The sequence below is a fragment of the Orbaceae bacterium lpD02 genome (assembly GCA_036251875.1).
Classification (GTDB): Bacteria; Pseudomonadota; Gammaproteobacteria; order Enterobacterales; family Orbaceae; genus Orbus; species Orbus sturtevantii.
This window is the reverse complement of sequence record CP133960.1, coordinates 1,226,299-1,243,421: the sequence shown is the minus strand read 5'-3', so window position 1 is coordinate 1,243,421 and position 17,123 is coordinate 1,226,299. Positions and strand designations below refer to the sequence as shown.

Sequence of the window (17,123 nt, the reverse complement as noted above, 5' to 3'; positions counted from 1 at the left end):
TAATATTAATTGAGGAGAATAAAATGAAATTAATTGTTGATAATATGAGTTGTAATCACTGTGTAAAAGCCGTCACTAAAGCGATTAATGACATTGATCCCAAAGCGGTGGTGACCGTTGATCTCACTAAAAAAGAAGTAGCTATTGAAGGTGGTTCGATTTCGCAAGAAGCGGCGATTAAAGCCGTAGATGATGCTGGTTATCAATTTGTGGGTATTAGCTATTGAATAACTGTAGGCAGTCAAAGCTATATCGTAAAAAATATTACGATATAGCTTATAACGAACTATCTAATTAATATGTGTCACGCCATTATCGAGTGATTAAATTTTTTGTAATTCCGCCAGCTGCATAAAAATCTTACAATCATCAGTTTTTACCACTGCTTGAACATCTTCTAGTTTTTCTATTTGGCTTAACATTTGTGGTAGTCGTTCGTCATCTTTAACCAGCAACCAGATCCGGCTAAAGCTTGAATCATTTAATGGTAAACATAAGATCCCTTCGACATTGAAGGCGCGGCGAGCAAATAAGCCACAAATATGGGTCATTACGCCAGGGTGATTCGCAACGGTTAATGTTAAAACGATTTGTTTAGTTATTGATGACATCTATTATTCTCCTACCATTTCAATATTTGCAGCACCGGGTGGTACCATCGGATAGACTTTTTCATTAGTATCAATGCAGGCATGAATCAAACAAGGACCATGGCTATTTAGTGCATCAGCCAAGGCTTGCTGTGGGTTTTCTACTTGATTTAAATCACACGTTTTTAAGCCAAAACCTTGCGCTATTTTTATAAAATCAGCTTGATAGGGTGATGTAGATGAAAAAATTCGCTCGCCATAAAATAGTGTTTGCTGTTGATAAACCAGCCCTAACGCTTGGTTATTGAGTAAAATAATCTTAATGTCTAAATCGTGTTCAGCGATTGTCGCCAGCTCTTGAATATTCATCATAATACTTCCATCGCCTGTAAAGCAGATCACTTTACGTGCTGGTGCAGCAAGTGCCGCACCAATTGCAGCGGGTAAGCCAAAGCCCATTGTGCCTAATCCTCCTGATGTTAATAATTGTCTTGGTTTACTAAATGGGTAGGCCTGTGCAACCCACATTTGATGCTGGCCGACATCAGTAGTGATAATCGCATCTGGACCTACGATTTGGGCAACATTCCTAATTAGCCCATAATGGCTCAATGGGTCATCACTTTGGTGATAACATGGATACTGCTGTTGTAGTTGTGCTACCCGGGCGAGCCAATCAGATCTAGGTTGTGAAATAACGTTAGTTAATAACTGCTCAATAACATCCGCCACATCGGCATGAATAGCGATATCAGGTTGCTTAATTTTACCTAATTCAGAACGATCAATATCAACGTGGATAATTTTAGCATGTGGGCAAAATTGCTCGGTTTTACCGATTGCGCGATCATCAAATCTTGCACCAAGCACAACGAGTAAATCGGCTTCCTGCAAAATAAAGTTAGTGCTACGTTTGGCATGCATACCTAGCATGCCTAGTGATAATGGATTATCACTAGGTATACAACCCAGCGCCATTAGCGTCGTCGTGGTCGGTAAATTCGATTTTTCGGCAAGCGTCTGGGCTGGTTTATGTGCATCAGCAAAAATAATCCCGCCGCCAAGGTAAAGAATTGGCTTTTTAGCCTGATTAATCAAATTTGCAGCTTGCTCAATTTGCGCAATAGCTGCTTTGGGTGAGCGGTTCAGTGCGGGTAATTCGAGTAATCTATCGATGTCAATGGTTGCAGTCTGAATATCTTTCGGCACATCAATCCACACGGGCCCGGGTCTGCCTGATTGTGCGATTTTAAATGCGCTTTGAATAATATGGGGCAATTCTTCAATTGTTCGTACTAAATAGTTGTGCTTAGTAATCGGTATTGATATGCCATAAGTATCGACCTCTTGGAATGCGTCAGTGCCAATTGTTGATAAGGAGACTTGACCGGTAATACAGATGATCGGGATTGAATCAAGTTTAGCATCGGCAATTGCGGTGAGTAAATTAGTTGCACCAGGTCCACTTGAAGCAAGGCAGACTGCTGGTTTACCACTTACTCGGGTCATACCTTGCGCAATAAAGCCAGCAGCTTGCTCATGACGCGTTAGAATGTGCTCAATCTTTTTACTTTGGCTTAAGGCGTCATACAATGGCAATATTGCGCCCCCAGGTAGGCCAGCTACTTGTGTTATGCCATAATTTTCTAACATCTTCACAATTAATTGTGCGCCCGTTAGCCGCATACTTGTGATGGTATTTGACGATTGCATTGCTCTTTATCCTTATTGTTAGCCGGGAAAATTAGAGCGGGAAGTTAGAAAAAAGAAACCCCGCTCGGTTTGCACCGGCGGGGTTTTGGTCAACTAGTTGATTTAATCCCGTCGCGGCGCATTGCCGACCACCACACGCACGACGAGGACCACTGAATTAATCAGTGTAGCAATAAGCTGTGCCTTCATACGTGTAGTCATAGGATTAAACTCATTTTATTGTTAAGAAACTTTGTCTATAAGAACATAAATTTTTTATAGGCGCAATTATTTTATTCTAATTTTTTTGAGTTATTTAGAAAATGTGAAAATGATCACGTAATAAACATTAATTAGTTTGGTTTGGTAGCGCCTATTTTTCTGTATTCGCATAACGCTAGCGTCAAAAAGCAGTCTATTACCCTAATCTAAAATTACACCAAAACATATTGTACGATAAGGTTTACACGGAAATATGCGCTATATTATGCAAGACTTCCATTCCACTCATCTTCAAACTGCTGTAAAAAATTAAGTAAAAACTGATGTCGCTGCAGGGCTAGCTTTTTACCTTCGGCAGTATTCATTTGGTCTTTAAGTAATAATAACTTTTCATAGAAGTGATTGATCACTGTGGTTGGTGTTTTATAATCTTCTAGACTCATATTGACCCGTGGTGCAATAGCTGGGTCATACATAACATTTTTTTTATTGGCACCATAATAAAATGTTCTACCAATGCCGATAGCGCCAATAGCATCTAAGCGATCCGCATCTTGTACTATCTCACCCTCTTTGCTTAACGGTTGCTTGGTCGATAAATTTTTACGAAAAGACATATTATCAATGATATCTAAAATGGCTTGCTGAGCAGAGGATTCAACTTGTTGCTGTAGCATAAACTCAATCAGCTCTTGTCTACCTTTTTCAACATTTTCAATCACTTTATCATCGATCACATCATGTAAATAAGCCGCTATTGTGACAATAAATAGATTTGACTCAGGCTCTGTTTTTTGGATATGTTGAGCCAGCTTAACAACTCGGGTAATATGTGCAATATCATGCCCTGAATAATCGTGAGAAAGTTTTTGTTTAGCATATTCATAAGTATTGGCAATGATTTGCTGTTGATGTTTAGTTAACATTTGAGTTTATATCCGGCAAAATTAAACAATATCGCAATTATACATAATAATCCTGTATTCTGTGAGTGAAAATCGAATGATGAGTAAAAGAGGCAAATAAATGAAACTGGTAGTTTTGGTTGATAATAATACATTAATTGATCGTTATTATTATGGTGAACCGGCAGTCTGTTATTACATTGAGGATGGTAATAACAGACTATTATTAGATGTTGGTTATTCTGATATTTTTATTAAAAATGCTGAGCTGCTTAGTATTGATTTAACTCAGGTAGATACCATTGTACTTTCTCATGGGCACAATGACCATACACGAGGCTTAAAATATTTAGTTAATAAAATTGATCTTAAACAGATCAAAGTCGTTGCCCATCCAGATGCGTTTAAGCCGAAAATATTTGCCCAACAACCAGTTGGTGCGCCATTTAATGCGCAACAATTAACTAAAATGTGTTCATTACAACTCTCTAAAACACCAATTAACATTACGTCTAATATTACTTTTTTAGGTGAAATCCCATCATTAAATGAGTTTGAACAACGACAACAATTGGGCACAATAGTAGATGAACAACAAAGCCTTACTAAACCTGATTATGTGATGGATGATTCCGCATTAGTTTATCGCGGTAAAGAGGGCTTATTTATTATTACTGGGTGCTCTCATAGTGGCATTTGTAATATTGTTGAATATGCAAAGCAAGTGTGTAACGAACAGAAGGTAGCCGGCATTATTGGCGGATTTCATCTGTTAGAGGTGTCCGAGCAACTGCACCGCACAATTGAGTATTTTGTTGAAAATAATATTAAGTTACTTTACCCATGTCATTGTGTATCATTTAGTGCAAAAGCTGAGTTAAATAGCGCAATTCCGATTGAAGAAGTTGGCGTTAGCTTAACTATCGAAATAGATTGATTTTTATATTCATCGTTTCGGTTATTTACTAAATTAGCTGATTCGACCGTGATTTTATTAACTAAACATAATAGAATAAATATAACTTAATTCAATTATCAGTGAGGGAGTTTGACATGAAAGATCGTTTAAAATGGATTGATGAATTTGGTTTTATTGGTGAAACAGCCAGTGGTCATACGCTCGTTATGGATGGCGGTATTGAACATGGCGGACGTAACCGAGGAGCAAGGCCGATGGAGTTACTTCTTCATGGTGCAGCAGGTTGCATGGCATATGATATTACCGCGATATTAAAAACCGCGAAAGAAGAGATTCTCGATATGTGGATTGATATCGAAAAAACACAAGCAGATTCTTCACCTAAAGTTTATACATCAATTAATTTCCATATTGTTTTAATCAGTAATTCAATCTCAAATGAAGCCGTTGAGCGAGCAATTAAGCTGGCATCCGAAAAATATTGTAGCGCATCGATTATGCTAGCAAAAACAGCAAAAATGAGCTATACCTATGAAATTAGATCACAAAAATAAGTGAGTTTTCCTGTTAAAATATTCCCGCTTTTGCGGGATTATTTTCATAGGTAATAAATAAAAAATTGTTTGTAGCGAGTTCCAAGCATATAGCTGTTCGGAATAACATAATAGCCTTTTATTCTTAGCATATTAACACAATATAACTAAGATATAGGCTTTAAATGTTAATTTATCGAGATCATTTATGCCACAATTAAAGAAAAGTATGCATTTTAAAGAGTTGGTGATCCTTGGGTTACTCTTTATTGGTCCCGCGGCTCCGGTTGGCTTGTTTGGTGTTCTAGATGCAATCAGCGATGGCGCTGTAGCGCTGGTCTATGTTGTTGCGACGATTATTATGGCATTTACTGCATTTTCGTATGCCAGAATGTCTGCCGAGTTACCTAGTGCCGGATCTGTATATGCCTACTGCTCTGCAGGTATTCATCCTCATGCTGGTTTTTTAGTCGGTTGGTTATTACTACTTGATTATCTGTTTATTCCTGCGGTTGCTTATTTGTTTAGTGGTATCTCATTAAATGCGTTAATTCCTGATGTGCCGATCTGGATTTGGGTATGTATTGCCGTTGCTATCACAACCACACTTAACCTTATCGGTATTAAAAAGTCGGCTAAAATAACCTTAATCATTTTAATTTTAGAGATCATGGTTCTGGCAGTTGTTCTACTAGTTGGGATCTGGGTTTTGCTCCAAGATGGCGTAAAGCGTGATTGGTTAGAGCCTTTTATTGGTGGTGAATTATTCAGTTGGAATAGCTTATTTGCCGCAGTTTCAATCGCCGTATTATCTTACTTAGGTTTTGATGCAATTGCCACCTTTGCCGAAGAAAATGGTGGGGCGTGTAGTTTAGTCAGCAAAGCGATTATTGGTTGCTTAATTTTAGCTGGCGCTCTATTTATTATACAAACTTATATCGGTGCGCTATTAAGTCCTTACTCGGCAGAATATTTACGGGCTAACCCTAGTCTACAAGGTAAAGCGTATTACCAAATTGTCAACCAAGAATTATCACTATGGCTTGGCTGGTCTTTAGGATTGATGAAAGCTGTCGGAGCCGCATTTGCGGCAATGGTCGGACAAGCTGCTGCAAGTCGTTTATTATTTAGCATGGGACGAGATAAACGTCTACCCGTAATATTATCAAAGGTTGGCGAAAAAACCGGGGTGCCGATAGTGGCGATATGGTTTGCTGCGATCTTTAATTTATGCTTAGCAGCAATTGCGGCAAGTTATGCTAAAGGATTACCTACACTAGTTTCATTTGTTGACGTAGGGGCGTTAACGGCATTTATTATGCTGCATGTTGCTGTTATTGGCTACTTTAAATTGCAGCAAAAACGTAGTGGTATCGTATCATTCATTTTTGATATTATAATGCCCATTCTTGGTATATTGATGTTATTGCCTGTGCTGATTAATATTGATAATGATGCTAAAATTGTTGGTGCCATTTGGCTAATTATTGGCATAATGATACTGCTTTTTAATAAAGGGAAAGTAAATTTAAGCTGGTTAAACCGTGTCCAATGATCACTGGCGTCGGCGTTGTATATACCGAGCAGATCTAGCTTATTTAGTATAAGATTGGCTATTATGATTGTTAGTCATTTTAATAATAATATTGATAAAATGGCATAAATTAGGAGAATAAAAATGGTTAAAATTATCAATTCAGATAAAGCACCAGCTGCGATAGGTCCATATGTTCAAGCAGTTGATTTGGGTAATTTAATGTTTGTATCAGGTCAGATCCCAATTGATCCAGCAACGGGATTGATGGCTGAAGATATTAGTGCACAGACTCGACAAAGTTTAGCTAATGTCAAAGCGATTTTAACTGCGGCGAATTGCACGCCAGCTAACATTGTAAAAACTACTATTTTTTTAGCAGATATGAATGATTTTGCTGCGGTTAATAGCGCTTATGAGCAATTCTTTACACAAAATAATGCGGCATTTCCTGCGCGATCTTGCGTACAAGTTGCTAGAATTCCTAAAGATGCTAAAGTTGAAATTGAAGTGATTGTTGCTAAATAACCAAGCATTCCCACCTCGGTAAATAATTATCGAGGATAAAGCTAATGTTATTGAGTTTTTTTGTCGAGCGATGGTGTTTTATTGTAGTGTTATCAATAGCTATTAAGTCAGCGTTGACTAAGGGTAATTATAATGAGTAAATTTATATCTAAAATAGTTGTCATAATTTTGTCTTTAACATTGGTGAATAGCACTTTTGCTGTATTGCTAGAAAATAAAGATTATGTCATTCTTGAAAAACCAGTCAGTACCTCTCCCAGCAGTAGCACGCAGGTAGAAGTGATTGAGTTTTTTTCCTATGGTTGTCCATACTGCTATACCCTAGAGCCTCAAATTAATGCATGGTTATCGCAAAAGCCTGATAATGTTAATTTTACACGTGTTGCAATTCCTCGTAAGGGCAAATGGGTTGAATATGCGCGCTTATTTTATGCTTTAGAGATGATTTCTCATCAAGAGCAGGAGCGTATGACGCCACTTATTTATGCCGCTATTCATGATCAAGGCTTAAACTTCGGTAATATAAATGAAATTTTTGATTGGGCCGAAAGTGAGAATGTTGACCGTGCTTTACTCGAAAAATTTTACAATTCACAAGACGTGACCGAAAAACTAAGCCAAGCGGTTACATTGGCGCAAGCTTATAATCTACAATATGTTCCCTCTATTTATATTGATGGAAAATATCAAATACTCATTAATAGCGCTAATCAATACCAAGACGTTAAAGATAAATTAAACGAGTTTATTGAAATATTAGGTAACTAGCATGAAAACGGCATTTATTGGCATTGACTACATTATTGATATCATGCATCCAGAAGGCAAAATAGCACGAAGTGCTAGCCAAGCAGCAGAGCGAAATATTATCGCTAACGCCAATCAAATATTAACCATTGCAGATAGCAAAGGGTGGCTAAAGCTGCTAGTAAAAGTTGGTTTTAACGCGAACTATATCGAGCAGCCCAAGCACTCGCCGGTTTTTTCGAAAGCTAATCAAATCGGTGCGCTGACACTCGGTGAAATAGGCACCGACTTTCATCCTGATTTACATACCGATAAAGTTGATATGATTATTGTTAAACCCCGAGTCAGTGCCTTCTACTGTACGGAACTTGAGGCTGTATTAAGAGCCAATAAAATTGAGCAATTAATTATTGCGGGCGTCAGCACCGCAATGACAGTACAAAGCACCGCAAGAGAAGCCCATGATCGAGACTATGCCGTTGTTATTATCGAAGATGCTTGTGCTGCGCCGACTCAAGATGAGCATGATAGTTCGATCAAGTTTTTAAATAATATTGCTACCGTTATGAGTACCGCTCAATTAAAAAGTGATTTTTAAGATAGCACTGTAGGAAATAAGGCGTTATGTGAATCAGGGAACTGATAACCAATTGTTACTCGATGGAATATAGGTCGGTAAATATCCTTTAGTTGAAACTAGCAAAAGGTGCTCATATTGTGCCGGCAGATCAAACTACTGTCATACTAAAAGAGATGAATAAGTGATGAAATATAATCTTCCTGACTGGCTTATTTTGTATTTTAACCGAGTATTATTAGGTGAAGTTTATTCACAATTAAGGGCTGTAGCATTACAATATTCACCTAGTAGTAGATATTTATTGATTCGTTATTATCTTGATAGAAAGCCGATCGAGTTTGATTACGAAAGTATTAGCTGTCTGATCTATAGAGATCGTTTCAATTTGGCGATCTCTATAGATCAGACATATTAGCGTTGTTGAAGCAACATTTGGTTCTAGTGTTGGTGGTCAATATTATAATAATTGCGATCTAGAATGTGTTTATTCTACAGCTCCTATCGGTAAATTAGATTGTTTAGATGGTTTTATTTACGCCAGACGTGAATATGATCTTAAAGATAATACAGCAAGTTAGCTTTATCTCGTTTACTCTTAGTTAATAATTCTAATTTATTTTACTCAGTTCTGTAATTTTCTTTATAGAACTGATTTAATTCTTTACCAATTAACTTATCCTTGTAACGCTAAACCTCCCAAAAAATAGACAATTAGCACGTCTATAAACGGTTTAATTTATCCAAGGTTTACTATGGTATTTCATCCTTCGTAAATTCAACCTGTCACTAATCTTTTGATAATTTACCCCCTCATTACTGAAAAAATAGAAGGAAGCTTTTATTATTGTTTTCATTAAAATTTAGAATTAATTATTCCTATTTATATGAAAATGAGACTTTCATCACAGCACAATAACCTAAAAACACTTATTATGTCAGCCGAAATAAGTTAGTTAATTGAATATAAGGATTTGCGATGAAAAAATTATTACTACTCTTAATTGCATTATCAGGTACTTCCCTCGGCGCGGTTGTCAGCAATGATGCATTAAAGCAATATTGGCAATCACCAGAAACATCAGCAAAACAGATCGTAAATGAGATGAGTTTTGAAGAAAAAATTGGTCAAATGCTGATGTTTGATTTTCGTAAATGGGGGCTTGATGAGCAGCAAAATAAAAAAGCTGTTACTGAACCAACTTCTGACATCAGTAATATTGTTAAGCAATATCATCTTGGCTCGGTAATTTTATTTAGAGAAAATTTAATTAATATTGAGCAGATGGCTAAGTTGATTGATAGCCTACAGCAAGCTCGTAGCAATTTACCGCTTTTCATCAGTACCGACCAAGAAGGGGGGTATGTTACACGTTTACAGCAAGGAACCGAAATGCCCGGCAATATGGCGCTTGGTGCAACGCGTTCACCTACTTTAGCCAGTATTTCAGGTATGGTTCATGGTTATGAGCTGTCTAACTTAGGTTTCAATTTTAATTTTGGCCCTGTCGTTGATATTAATAATAATCAAAATAACCCCGTTATCGGCGTGCGTTCTTATTCCGATAACCCACTATTAGTAACCGATCTTGCTAGAAGCTATATTGATGGTATCCATCAATACGGTATTATGACGTCGCTAAAGCATTTTCCTGGTCATGGTAATGTTGCAACCGATACCCATTTTGCCTTGCCAACCATAAATATTGATGAACAAACTTGGCGTAATTTTGAATTATCCCCTTTCGTTGCGCTGATGGATGATAGCGATGCCATTATGACGGCTCATGTTGTGGTTCCCGCTTTAGACAGCAATATGTTAACCACTAAAGATAATACGCAAATGGGGACTCCCGCTACATTATCCCGTAAAATTTTAACGGATATTTTGCGTAAAGAATTAAGCTACTCAGGATTAATCATTACCGATGCGATGGACATGGGGGCGATCGCCAGTAACTTTGATAAAAACTGGTCTATCAAACAAGCGATTATGGCCGGTAACGATATCGTTTTAATGCCGCTCGCGGTTGAGAATCAAGATGACGTACAAAAAATTGAGAGTTTGTACCAGTATCTGAAGCAAGAGGCAATCAAAGATCCACTATTAATGCAGCAAATTGATGAGTCAGCGACGCGTATTGTTAAAACCAAATTAGCAAAAAAATTAGCCGTGAACGAAATTAATATTCCATTGGCTAATGATGTTGTTGCGTCCCCTTTAAACAAAGATATTGAAAATAAAGTGGCTGAAGCCTCAATTACTTTGATCAAAAATAACGCGCTATTACCATATAAATTACAGCCAGAGAATAAAATCGTTATTTTTTCTGATGAATTGCCACGTAATGAGCTGATTGCTAAACATTTAAAAGCGTTAAGTGATACGTTTGCGGTAAATATCGATATCACGGACTACGTCGTTAAAATGATGGCTAATGATAGCGATAAAGATACATTAACTAAACAAATTGCGGGCCAAGATCTGGTGCTGTTAACGACGTATAATTTGACTAATAATCCTTATAATGCACAAGCGATTATCGATGTTGCGAAAGCGCAAAATGTTCCAGTTGTGGTGATTTCTAGCCGTAATCCATATGATATTGCCTATTTAGATAATGTTGATGCCAATATTGCGATTTATGGTATCACTGGTTTTGATGTAACCAATAATGTTAGAAATAGCTTAGAAACCAATATTCGTAGCGGTATTCGAACCCTATTTGAGTCATCGGGTAAAATCCTTAATTATCCGCATGGTAAGTTACCTGTTGATATTAAATCTGCCGATTTAGAGCAAGTAATTTATCCATACGGACATGGTTTAAGCTATTAATTAACACTAATAAGGATAAAATAAGATGAAAAAATATGTTCCTTTGTTGCTTGCAACATTAATGTCCTTGGGGTTATCGACCGCTTATGCCGATGAAAGTAGTGATGAAAGTGTTTCTGCCTCTTATGAAGCTGAAATTGCAAAATTGAATCAAAAACTTAGCGAGTTAAAGAAAAATACCGGCGATAAATGGCATGTGGACAGCTATATCGGTTCGGAGCAAGAGCGTGATCACGATAAAGACTGGCACTTAGCTGTTGGGAGTATCGCCACGTCCCCTTATATTGGTGCCTTTATTTATCAAGATAATTCAGCGTGGTTATATGATCTTCAGTTTTTAAAAACTTATGTCGACCGCAATCATGCCTACAATCGAACTCGATTTCAGTTTGGTGTTACCCGCTCATTTCCATTTAAGCTAGCCGATAAAGACGCTGGGTTTAAACTGCGTTTAGGTTACCGTAATGATAATTGGCATTATGGTCCAAAAGTTTCAGCTACAGCGCTTACTCGTACGGCTGAAGAGCGTCATGAATATTGGGTAAAACCGTCATTTTCGTATAAATATTCTGATAATCTCAGTTTTCTAGCCAGTTTTTCATTTCGTTTTCTTGATCGCAGACTTGATTATGCTCAACAAAATAAACCTAATGTATCAAAAAGTGATTGGGGACATATTAATGAGCACTTTGCTGGTGGCACTTATCGATTTAATGCCAAGAATGCGCTAACGCTTTATTATTTAAATATTAATGAAAAATTTGTCAATACGCTATATAACAAAGAGCATTTTTTATGGGCAATGTACAATTATAAATTTGATAATGGTTTTAGGGTGATACCCTATACTCGTTTTTCATTAAAGCATGCTAAGCAGAGTTTCCGAAATTCTGATAATATCCAAACAGTATTTAGAGAGAAAAATCGTAGCCGTTATGGATTCCAATCCATCTATCCATTTACCAGACAAACCTCACTATTTACCGATTTTTATTATCGACCGGAAAAAATGTGGGAAAAGGGTGTAAGAAAAAGAAACCAATTTATCTTTATGGCACTAGAACTTCGGCATAATTTTTAGTAGGGAGAATAATAATGAGATTTTCACTAATGAAATGGATTGCGGTCATCGCTTTTTTTTTAACCTACTCATTTAATATTATGGCAACAACACCTGGCTTTAAGCTAGGTGCTGATCGTGATGCGGTCTATGGTCCTTTGTTAAAAGGTAAAAATGTTGCCTTGATGGTTAACCAAAGTTCCCTTGATTCAAAGGGCGTTCATACCATTGATAAATTGCTTGCCGAGCAAGAAAAATACGGTTTCAAGGTTGTTAAGCTCTTTTCGGTTGAACACGGATTGAGAGGCAAAGAGGAAGCGGGATTTGGTGACAGTAATAGTGTCGATGCCAAAACAGGATTACCGATTATTTCGCTGTATGGACGAGATAGTGATGGTCGTGAACGTGCCAATCCTACCCAGCAACAATTAGATGATGTTGATGTCGTTATTTACGACTTACAAGATGTCGGCGTACGTTATTTTACCTATACCGTATCAATGCACTATTTACTAGAAAGTCTGCAAAAATACCAAAAATCACTGATGGTTTTTGATAGGCCAAATCCAGTAGGGCAATACGTTTATGGCCCGATATTAAAAGAACCCTACATGTCAGGTATTGGCATCGATCCGGTTCCGATGGTGCATGGGTTAACCTCGGGCGAATTTGCAAAAATGATGGTCAATGAAGGGTGGTTAACCAATTTTGACCACCGAAGCTGGCAAGCACATCAGCAAGCTGAACATCAATTTCCTGCCGAAGATTTATACGTTATTGCGATGGAAAATTATCAACATGATATGCCGTATTCGTTACCTGTACCGCCATCACCAAGTTTAACAACCGACTTATCGATTGCGCTCTATCCATCGTTAGGTTTTTTTGAAGCAACCAGCGTAAATACTGGGCGTGGTAGTGAACATCCTTTTGAGCAGATTGGCTTTAGCGATGAACGTTTTTATGTTAATACCAGTTATACAGTTAGTGATGCAATTGCTAAAGGGGGCTGGCCACAGGCAGGGAAAAAAGTATATGGTGAGAAGCTGTCACAAAGCGTACAACCAACCATTGGCTATTTAGTCGATTGGTGGTTTAAATTTCAAGAAAATGGTTATAAGCTTTCGGCTAATGAAAATGAAGAAAAAGACTATTTGAAAAACCAACAAACTTATTTTGTAAGTAGACCACTTTGGTTGGCTAAAGTGGCGGGTGATAATCAATTATTACAGCAATTACTGTCAGCAACGGCGCAAGGTTTAACTAAAGAGCAGACGATTGAAATGATAGAACAAAGCTGGCAACCGGAGCTTAATGATTATAATAAGCTACGCGAGCAGTATCGTTTATACCCATAACATTGCCGCCGATATTTGCCTTATTAAAATCACCTTTAATAAGGCATACTTATGTTATATATTTTGTAACTGTTTAATTATATTCGAACTATTTTTGATACTCTTCTCTGCGTCTTCACCTATTAATTTGATCACCCCCATAAAAATTAAATCACTAATGGTGTTTTGTGCTGTTCGAGATGAGATCGATGAGCTGCGGCTATGAACTTCATCGGCAACGGTGTCAAGAATATAGTCGGCTATTTTACGTAATGGGCTTTGTTGTAATGAGGTTATGGCATAGACGGGTACGCCATTTTTTTTCGCTGTTTGCGCTGACAAACAAATTTCTTTATGCTTACCAGTATAAGATATTGCAATTAGTAAATCTGTCTTTTTCAAGGATTGAACAATAGCCAGCTGAATATGCGTATCCGCTTCAGCGCTAACTGCGAGACCAAGTTTTTGTAATTTATAGGCTAAATCTTTTGCGGTAAGGGCCGAGTTGCCGATACCGATAATTTGTATGCGCTGCGCTTTAATAATCTGCTTAGTAAGATTTTTCAGTACCTGAAAATTAACATTGGCGGTTGTGTGTGCGAGGGCTTGTTGCTTTTCCTGCAGAAGTTTTTCGGCGACGATTTCAAATGAGTCAGTCCGTTCTATTTGATTATGTAAGGGGAATAATTGTTTATCATTGATATTATTGCGAATAATATCAGAGGCTAGTTGCAGCTTAAATTGCGTGAAGCCGTCGAAGCCTAAAGATTGAATAAACTTAATAATACTTGATTGGCTAACGCCAATTTTTTGTGCCAAAATTTGCGAAGGTAATTCAGCAATCCCATCTTTATGTTGTAAAATATACTGCGCTATTTTTTTTTGCCCACTTGAAAAATTCTCAAGATTTATTTTTAAGTTTTCAACAATATTCACAATTTACTCCGTATTAGCATATCTAACAGGACATTTACTCTACGGTAAGATACACCCCGCATCTGTACAGCAAAGCACTAAAATCATACCCGACATTAAAATCACTGACAACTTATGATTACATCAGCGATCACTATTGTTATAGTTAAAGTAATAATTTGATCTACTTCACATATTAAAGGATAAATTATTTTCTTTTGAATAAATAAAAGGAATAATATATTCCTTTGCGTTGAATAAAGGGTAATTATAGCATGAAAAATCATATTGATTTAACCACAATGGTAACCGAGAGTCGTAATCCTTACAGTGAACAAATTGATAATTTGTCGACAATGGATATGTTGAAAGTAATTAATGACGAAGATAAAAAAGTTGCTGTTGCAGTAGAAAAGGAATTGGAACATATAGCACTTGCGGTTGATGCTATAAGCCAGGCATTTATGCAGGGCGGTCGATTGATTTATAGTGGAGCGGGGACTTCGGGCCGTTTAGGTATTTTAGATGCAAGTGAATGTCCGCCAACTTATGGCACTAAAGCTGAAATGGTTCTTGGTCTTATTGCGGGTGGTCATACGGCTATTTTTAAAGCTGTTGAGAATGCTGAAGATAATATTCAACTGGGTATCGACGATTTAAAAGCGATTGATTTTAATCAACGTGATATCTTAGTTGGCATTGCGGCTAGTGGCCGAACGCCGTATGTTATTGGTGGACTAGAATATGCGAATCAACTTGGCGCGGTTACGGTGTCAGTGAGTTGCAATCCAGATAGCCCGATCGCTAAATTAGCAACAATTGCAATTACGCCGGTTGTAGGACCAGAAGTAGTGACTGGTTCATCTCGCATGAAAGCGGGTACAGCGCAAAAACTAGTTTTAAATATGCTTACCACGGGTGCGATGATAAAAATAGGAAAAGTGTATGGCAACTTAATGGTTGATGTTGAAGCAACCAACAAGAAACTCATTGAACGACAAGTCAATATCGTGATGCAAGCAACCAAATGTTCACGTGAGCAAGCTGAGCAGACCTTGTCTCAATGCGATCGGCACTGTAAAACCGCGATTGTTATGATCCTGACGAATCTTAGTGCTAATGATGCTAAATTGTTATTAGCTAAAAATAATGGCTTTATTCGCGCTGCGATCAATTCGTAACGCTTTTATTCGGAGCAAATATGTCAAAAATCAACCAAGAAATGATTAATAAGATTATTGCTGCTGTCGGCGGCAGTAACAATATTGCCCGCAATGGCAATTGTATGACACGTTTACGCTTAGGGTTGCACGATCGCAACCTTGCAGATCACAGTAAAATCAAACAAATTGATGGTGTGATGGGTGTTATTGATGGTGATGATCAACTGCAAATAATTTTAGGTCCGGGCAAAGCGCAAAAAGCGAAAGAGCTAATGGATATCGCACTACAAAACAATGATATTGTGCCCGATGAGCAGTCCCAGCAAACTTTAGATGAGATAGCCAAAACGCAAAAAAGCCAACTAAAATCGAAACAAAATAGCATGATCCAAGGTTTTTTTGCTAAGTTTGCGACGATTTTCACGCCCTTAATCCCCGGTTTTATTGCCGCCGGCTTATTACTTGGCATTGCGACCGTACTTGAGCAGCAATTTGTCTTAGGTGTTGAGGGGCATAGCCTGATTTTGGTTGATATTATTAACTATACCAAGGTTTTTAGTAAGGGGTTATTTACTTTTCTAGGTATTTTAGTTGGTTATAATGCTCAACAAGCTTTTGGTGGCTCAGGGGTCAATGGTGCTATTTTAGCTTCACTTTTTATCTTAACGTATAATAGCACGGGTACTGTTGGTTATTACTCCGGCATGCAGGACTTTTTTGGTTTTGCTATTGATGCGCGTGGTAATATTATTGGCATTTTGATTGCGACGATTTTAGGCGCTAAAGTTGAGCGATTGGTTCGTCGCTTTGTACCGGATAATTTTGACATGCTACTTACTTCAACAATCACTCTATTGATTATGGGGGCAGTAACATACTTAGCGATTATGCCAATGGGCGCTTATTTATTTGATGGAATGTCATTTTTATTTAAACATCTAAATAGCAATCCTATTGGTGCGGCAATATTGGCTGGCTTATTTTTAATTGCGGTTATGTTTGGTATTCATCAAGGCTTTGTACCCGTATATATTGCATTAGTTGCCGATCAAGGATTTAACTCCTTGTTCCCGATACTTGCAATGGCAGGAGGTGGTCAAGTTGGTGCTGCGCTGGCATTATTTGTTCGCTCGCCGAAGGGTAGCTTATTACGTAAACAGATCAGTGGCGCTATTATCCCTGGCTTTTTAGGTATCGGTGAACCGTTAATTTATGGTGTGACACTGCCGCGTATTAAGCCCTTTATTACCGCTTGTATTGGTGGTGCAGCAGGGGGATTTTTTATTGGCCTAGTCGCCATGCTAGGTTTGCCGATGGGATTGAATTCAGTTTTTGGACCTTCTGGTATTATCGCGATTCCTTTTATGACATCATATGAGGGTGCTCTTCCAGCTATGTTGGTCTATTTTGTTGGCTTAATGATCACTTATGTCGCTGGTTTTATTATTACTTATTGTTGTGGTTGTAAAAACGTTGACTTGAGTTAGCTCAACCTCACCGCTATTTGCACCATATAAAATTAAATATGGTGCAGTTTCTATCTCGCCAACTCATCATCTAAA

At 37.7% G+C, this 17,123-nt stretch carries 16 protein-coding genes; 12 read left to right on the top strand and 4 right to left on the bottom strand.

What is annotated here, in order from left to right; translation table 11 throughout:
* Positions 1–23 precede the first annotated feature (23 nt).
* Positions 24–227 (top strand): heavy-metal-associated domain-containing protein, encoded by a 204-nt coding sequence (locus RHO12_05445; GenBank protein ID WVD67224.1) that lies wholly within the window; start codon positions 24–26, stop codon positions 225–227.
* 96 nt (positions 228–323) lie between these two features.
* Here the strand turns inward: RHO12_05445 and ilvN are convergent, their stop codons facing one another.
* The 3 genes from ilvN to RHO12_05430 form a co-directional block, all read right to left on the bottom strand.
* On the bottom strand, positions 324–611 hold the full coding sequence (gene ilvN / locus RHO12_05440; GenBank protein WVD67223.1) for an acetolactate synthase small subunit: 288 nt from the start codon (positions 609–611) through the stop codon (positions 324–326).
* Between the two features lie 3 nt (positions 612–614).
* The gene (gene ilvB / locus RHO12_05435; protein WVD67222.1) at positions 615–2,303 is read right to left on the bottom strand and encodes an acetolactate synthase large subunit; all 1,689 of its coding nucleotides are present in this window, start codon (positions 2,301–2,303) and stop codon (positions 615–617) included.
* Positions 2,304–2,767: 464 nt separating this feature from the next.
* Positions 2,768–3,430 carry an HD domain-containing protein gene (locus tag RHO12_05430; protein ID WVD67221.1) on the bottom strand — a complete coding sequence of 221 codons (663 nt, stop codon included), beginning with the start codon at positions 3,428–3,430 and terminating at the stop codon, positions 2,768–2,770.
* Between the two features lie 100 nt (positions 3,431–3,530).
* Between RHO12_05430 and RHO12_05425 the strand changes: the two genes are divergently transcribed.
* From RHO12_05425 to RHO12_05385, 9 genes are all read left to right on the top strand, one after another.
* Positions 3,531–4,346 (top strand): MBL fold metallo-hydrolase, encoded by an 816-nt coding sequence (locus tag RHO12_05425; GenBank protein WVD67220.1) that lies wholly within the window; start codon positions 3,531–3,533, stop codon positions 4,344–4,346.
* A gap of 116 nt (positions 4,347–4,462) precedes the next feature.
* Entirely contained in the window at positions 4,463–4,882 is a 420-nt protein-coding gene (locus tag RHO12_05420) for an OsmC family protein (protein ID WVD67219.1), read from the top strand.
* Between the two features lie 187 nt (positions 4,883–5,069).
* Entirely contained in the window at positions 5,070–6,416 is a 1,347-nt protein-coding gene (locus RHO12_05415; protein ID WVD67218.1) for an APC family permease, read from the top strand.
* A gap of 123 nt (positions 6,417–6,539) precedes the next feature.
* Positions 6,540–6,923 (top strand): RidA family protein, encoded by a 384-nt coding sequence (locus RHO12_05410; GenBank protein WVD67217.1) that lies wholly within the window; start codon positions 6,540–6,542, stop codon positions 6,921–6,923.
* Between the two features lie 132 nt (positions 6,924–7,055).
* Complete coding sequence (locus RHO12_05405; GenBank protein WVD67216.1) at positions 7,056–7,691, top strand: thiol:disulfide interchange protein DsbA/DsbL; 636 nt, start codon at positions 7,056–7,058, stop codon at positions 7,689–7,691.
* 1 nt (position 7,692) lies between these two features.
* Positions 7,693–8,268, top strand: coding sequence for an isochorismatase family cysteine hydrolase (locus RHO12_05400; GenBank protein ID WVD67215.1), 576 nt, complete (start codon positions 7,693–7,695; stop codon positions 8,266–8,268).
* Positions 8,269–9,226: 958 nt separating this feature from the next.
* A complete protein-coding gene (locus RHO12_05395; protein WVD67214.1) occupies positions 9,227–11,086 on the top strand; it encodes a glycoside hydrolase family 3 protein in 1,860 nt (619 codons plus the stop codon).
* A 25-nt stretch (positions 11,087–11,111) separates the two neighbouring features.
* Positions 11,112–12,167: a hypothetical protein gene (locus RHO12_05390; protein WVD67213.1), complete on the top strand. Its 1,056-nt coding sequence runs from the start codon at positions 11,112–11,114 to the stop codon at positions 12,165–12,167.
* A gap of 14 nt (positions 12,168–12,181) precedes the next feature.
* On the top strand, positions 12,182–13,504 hold the full coding sequence (locus RHO12_05385) for a DUF1343 domain-containing protein (protein ID WVD67212.1): 1,323 nt from the start codon (positions 12,182–12,184) through the stop codon (positions 13,502–13,504).
* Between the two features lie 54 nt (positions 13,505–13,558).
* Here RHO12_05385 and RHO12_05380 read toward each other — a convergent pair whose 3' ends face one another.
* Positions 13,559–14,419, bottom strand: coding sequence for an SIS domain-containing protein (locus tag RHO12_05380; GenBank protein WVD67211.1), 861 nt, complete (start codon positions 14,417–14,419; stop codon positions 13,559–13,561).
* Between the two features lie 254 nt (positions 14,420–14,673).
* On the opposite strand from RHO12_05380, the gene murQ reads away from it, so the two are divergent.
* Together murQ and murP are read left to right on the top strand one after the other, a co-directional pair.
* Complete coding sequence (gene murQ, locus RHO12_05375) at positions 14,674–15,579, top strand: N-acetylmuramic acid 6-phosphate etherase (protein ID WVD67210.1); 906 nt, start codon at positions 14,674–14,676, stop codon at positions 15,577–15,579.
* Between the two features lie 20 nt (positions 15,580–15,599).
* Positions 15,600–17,048 (top strand): PTS N-acetylmuramic acid transporter subunit IIBC, encoded by a 1,449-nt coding sequence (gene murP, locus RHO12_05370; GenBank protein ID WVD67209.1) that lies wholly within the window; start codon positions 15,600–15,602, stop codon positions 17,046–17,048.
* The last annotated feature ends 75 nt before the right edge of the window (positions 17,049–17,123 follow it).

Excerpts from the sequence above, each read along its gene's own strand:
- RHO12_05445 (WVD67224.1), top strand. The coding sequence starts at position 24 with ATGAAATTAATTGTTGATAATATGAGTTGTAATCACTGTGTAAAAGCC.
- ilvN (WVD67223.1), bottom strand. The coding sequence starts at position 611 with ATGTCATCAATAACTAAACAAATCGTTTTAACATTAACCGTTGCGAAT.
- ilvB (WVD67222.1), bottom strand. The coding sequence starts at position 2,303 with ATGCAATCGTCAAATACCATCACAAGTATGCGGCTAACGGGCGCACAA.
- RHO12_05430 (WVD67221.1), bottom strand. The coding sequence starts at position 3,430 with ATGTTAACTAAACATCAACAGCAAATCATTGCCAATACTTATGAATAT.
- RHO12_05425 (WVD67220.1), top strand. The coding sequence starts at position 3,531 with ATGAAACTGGTAGTTTTGGTTGATAATAATACATTAATTGATCGTTAT.
- RHO12_05420 (WVD67219.1), top strand. The coding sequence starts at position 4,463 with ATGAAAGATCGTTTAAAATGGATTGATGAATTTGGTTTTATTGGTGAA.
- RHO12_05415 (WVD67218.1), top strand. The coding sequence starts at position 5,070 with ATGCCACAATTAAAGAAAAGTATGCATTTTAAAGAGTTGGTGATCCTT.
- RHO12_05410 (WVD67217.1), top strand. The coding sequence starts at position 6,540 with ATGGTTAAAATTATCAATTCAGATAAAGCACCAGCTGCGATAGGTCCA.
- RHO12_05405 (WVD67216.1), top strand. The coding sequence starts at position 7,056 with ATGAGTAAATTTATATCTAAAATAGTTGTCATAATTTTGTCTTTAACA.
- RHO12_05400 (WVD67215.1), top strand. The coding sequence starts at position 7,693 with ATGAAAACGGCATTTATTGGCATTGACTACATTATTGATATCATGCAT.
- RHO12_05395 (WVD67214.1), top strand. The coding sequence starts at position 9,227 with ATGAAAAAATTATTACTACTCTTAATTGCATTATCAGGTACTTCCCTC.
- RHO12_05390 (WVD67213.1), top strand. The coding sequence starts at position 11,112 with ATGAAAAAATATGTTCCTTTGTTGCTTGCAACATTAATGTCCTTGGGG.
- RHO12_05385 (WVD67212.1), top strand. The coding sequence starts at position 12,182 with ATGAGATTTTCACTAATGAAATGGATTGCGGTCATCGCTTTTTTTTTA.
- murQ (WVD67210.1), top strand. The coding sequence starts at position 14,674 with ATGAAAAATCATATTGATTTAACCACAATGGTAACCGAGAGTCGTAAT.
- murP (WVD67209.1), top strand. The coding sequence starts at position 15,600 with ATGTCAAAAATCAACCAAGAAATGATTAATAAGATTATTGCTGCTGTC.